General features: G+C 54.8%; 3 protein-coding genes. 1 reads left to right on the forward strand and 2 read right to left on the reverse strand.

Annotation, left to right across the window (positions count from 1 at the left end):
• A partial coding sequence (locus GX117_04250; protein ID NLO32554.1) for a hypothetical protein occupies positions 1 to 1241 on the reverse strand: 1241 nt, incomplete at its 3' end.
• 272 nt (positions 1242 to 1513) lie between these two features.
• On the opposite strand from GX117_04250, the gene GX117_04255 reads away from it, so the two are divergent.
• Positions 1514 to 1651 (forward strand): hypothetical protein, encoded by a 138-nt coding sequence (locus GX117_04255; GenBank protein ID NLO32555.1) that lies wholly within the window; start codon positions 1514 to 1516, stop codon positions 1649 to 1651.
• 282 nt (positions 1652 to 1933) lie between these two features.
• Here GX117_04255 and GX117_04260 read toward each other — a convergent pair whose 3' ends face one another.
• Complete coding sequence (locus GX117_04260; protein NLO32556.1) at positions 1934 to 2665, reverse strand: ATP-binding protein; 732 nt, start codon at positions 2663 to 2665, stop codon at positions 1934 to 1936.
• Positions 2666 to 3174 lie beyond the last annotated feature (509 nt).

Here is a 3174-nt window from a genome sequence, read left to right on the forward strand (position 1 = left end):
ATGCGGCAATCCGGGTGGACGATGGCGTAGGTGCCGGACCATTTCGGGCCGGTATGGACCAACGCGAATCCGCCGTCCAAGGGCGCAATACGGAGATCATTTGCATTCAGACCAGCTCCAGGGCTCGCCGTGAACAACTCACCATGGGCGCCCAGATACAACATGCGGTAGGGTAATGAAGGCGGATCCAGGGCGGACGTATTTCTTGACGGTCCTCTTCCAAAAGCGAATACAAACTTCTTGCCGTCGGGCGCCCACGAAACCCAACTGTATTCCGGCTGACCGTTGCCAGATTCGGAACGACCGCCTGTCGCGTCTTTGTCGACATCAATCTGGACGCTCGTTTTCGTGGCACGGTCGACCACGGCAAGCCGAAGCGATCCTTCCTCGTATTCCAGGAAGGCGATATGGGTCTCATCGGGCGACCAGGCGCCCCACATGCCTGATTCCGCGATATCGAGAGGCGTCTTTTCCAGGGACTGAACATCCACGACTTGAAGGACCGGCATTTCGTGCGCGACTTGCGATGTCACCAAAAGCTTCGTTCCGTCCGCTGACCAGGTTGGTAATCGGTGGGCCGCCTGCCCGGAGGTAATCCATCGGAGATTGGATCCGTCTGTGTCGCACAGGCAGACTTGCATATTCCCACTGCGGTTTGAATTGAAAGCGATTCTTTTGCCGTCCGGCGACCACGCGGGAAAGGCGTCGGCTGCGGGATTGTTGGTGATGTTATGCGGGTCTGATCCGTCCGCGCCCATGACATAAATTTCATGGTTTCCGTCGCGGTTGGTGCCGAAGGCGATCTGCCTACCGTCGGGCGACCAGGCGGGCGTGCAGTTGATGCGTTCAACGGATTGACTTAAATCCGGTTCCATGAGATCACGGACTCCGCCCCCATCCGCGTTCATGACAGCGATAACGATATGGCCGCCCTTGGCGTGCGCGAAGGCAATCTGCTTGCCGTCCGGCGACCACGCCGGGTGGCACTCGTTTTCCGGCGTGTCCGTCAACGCCTTCAATCCCGTACCATCGGCATTCACCGTATAGAGGTCGTGGCTTGTGGACCAATGCGTTAAAGGGAAGATCATCAATTCGGTGGGACGGGGTCCCGTGAGTATGGGCGGCAATTTGAATATCTGTGCCGAAGCGCTGCCCGTGAGTAAGAGGAGGAAGACCCATGTTGCTGTGATGCCCCCCATGGAAGCCGTCCTCGCGCGTATGGAAAACAATTGTATATTCATACGTTCTCCTCCTTGTCAATAAGCGATGACAGTCGCTTACGTCATCTGCAATTATTACAAACATATGTTAACATGCTATGTAAAATTCTAAACCATTTGCGGCCAGATGTCAACCCCCTCTCGAATAAACTGGACTGTTTTCTTGATAAGATTATCATTCATACGCGAGCCGGGCCATGAAATAGGTTTGGAAAAGCGGTGTTTCCTCTGCCATCATACAGTAGGGTCAGCCATTTCTCTGTAAATCAGTCGTTAACAGGAAACAATCACCCATGCAGTATCTGTCTCTTCCGGGAATATCCAAGAAAGTGTCCGCTTTGGTGCAGGGCACCGTCATGCTTTCTTCCGAAAATGAGAAGGAAAACTTCGCCCTGCTCGATGCTGTGTATGAAATGGGCAATTCGTCATGAGGCTTTGAGCCTCCCCATAAACGAGGAAATTGGGACCGTTCGCACGCAGGGACTGATCCCAGCGAAAGTCGTGCTGGCCTGGCCATCAGCAGTAAAACTATTATTGGATGCGTATTCCGACGATTCCGCCCACTTGTTCCGAAGGAAATCGCCCTCTGATTCCGAAGGATTCCGCCCTGGTATTCCGATTGAATCGGTCCCTTTTTTCCGGACGAATCGGAGCGTAGCGACGCGGGTGCTTCAACTGTTGTTTGTATTTGTAATCGAGTGTGGGGCGAGAAGTCAAGTGGCTGTTCTTTTTCGCATGGATTCTCCCTTGAGTGTGATGGTGTGGGCGTTGTGGATCAGTCTGTCCAGAATGGCGTCGGCCAGGGTGGGGTCGCCGATGGTTTCGTGCCAGTGTTCGATGGGCACTTGTGCGGCGATGAGGGTGGAAGCCCGGTCGTAGCGGTCTTCCATAACCTCGAAGAGGTCTCTTCGTTCTTCATCCGCCAGGAGGGTCGTTCCCCAGTCGTCGATGATGATGAGGTCGGTGCGCAAAAGGGCGCGCAGCATGCGTTCGTAGCGGCCGGTGGCTCGGGCGATGGCCAGTTCTTGGAAGAGCCTCGGGGCGCGGAAGTGACGTACGGTGAAGCCCCTTCGGCAGGCTTGGTTGCCGAAGGCGCAGGCGAGGTAGCTCTTGCCCGCGCCGGTGGGTCCGGTGATGATGCAGTTTTCGTGACCACGCAGCCAGTGGCATTCGGCGAGGGCCTGCACGAGGGGCTTGTTCAAGCCCCGGGACTTGCGGTAGTCGATGTCTTCGACACAGGCACTTTGTCGCAGTTTGGCCTTTTTGAGGCGCGCCTGCAAGCGCCGGGTGTCTTGTTCGGCTTCCTGGCGGTCGAGCAGCAGGGCGAAGCGTTCGTTGAAGCCGAGTGCGTCGTAGCGGCTGGATTCGAGTTGTTCGCGGTAGGCGTCGTACATCCCGGTCAGCCGCAGGCGTTGCAGTTTGTCGAGGGTCGGATTGGTTAACATGAGCGTGGCTCCTTTTTGGTTGGTCCGGCGGGTTCGTCGCCGGCCTGGGTTTTGGGTTGGTAATATTCCGCTATCGCGCCGACCCCGCTGGAAATATTCTATCCCATCCCATCCCTGTCTTACTTGAAAGCCGTGGGAACCAAGACCGGCTTTGTTTTTCCTCGTAGGGGTGGCAGCCGGCAGGCATCGTCAGGAGTGGTGAAATAAGAATTCCCGTCAAAAGGGTAACTACGAATAGTCACCAAGACATGATGCACATGTGGGTAGGGGCTATAGACGATTTTGGAATACGGAGGGGATACACGGTGACCTTATTTCGTATTTCTTTGTCAGATGTTCCGCGAGAACGTTTATCTTGACTTATTACGGAATATAAGTTATATGCGGTTTACCCCGAAATTAGTACCACTGTCTTAAGTGGAATCTGTATCCTTTAAATGGTCAAAAAGAAAGGATGCAGATGGGCAAGAAACGCAGACAATTCACGGATAAGTTCAAGGCCAAGCTAG

The sequence above is a fragment of the Candidatus Hydrogenedentota bacterium genome (genome assembly GCA_012523015.1).
GTDB lineage: Bacteria > Hydrogenedentota > Hydrogenedentia > Hydrogenedentales > CAITNO01 > JAAYBJ01.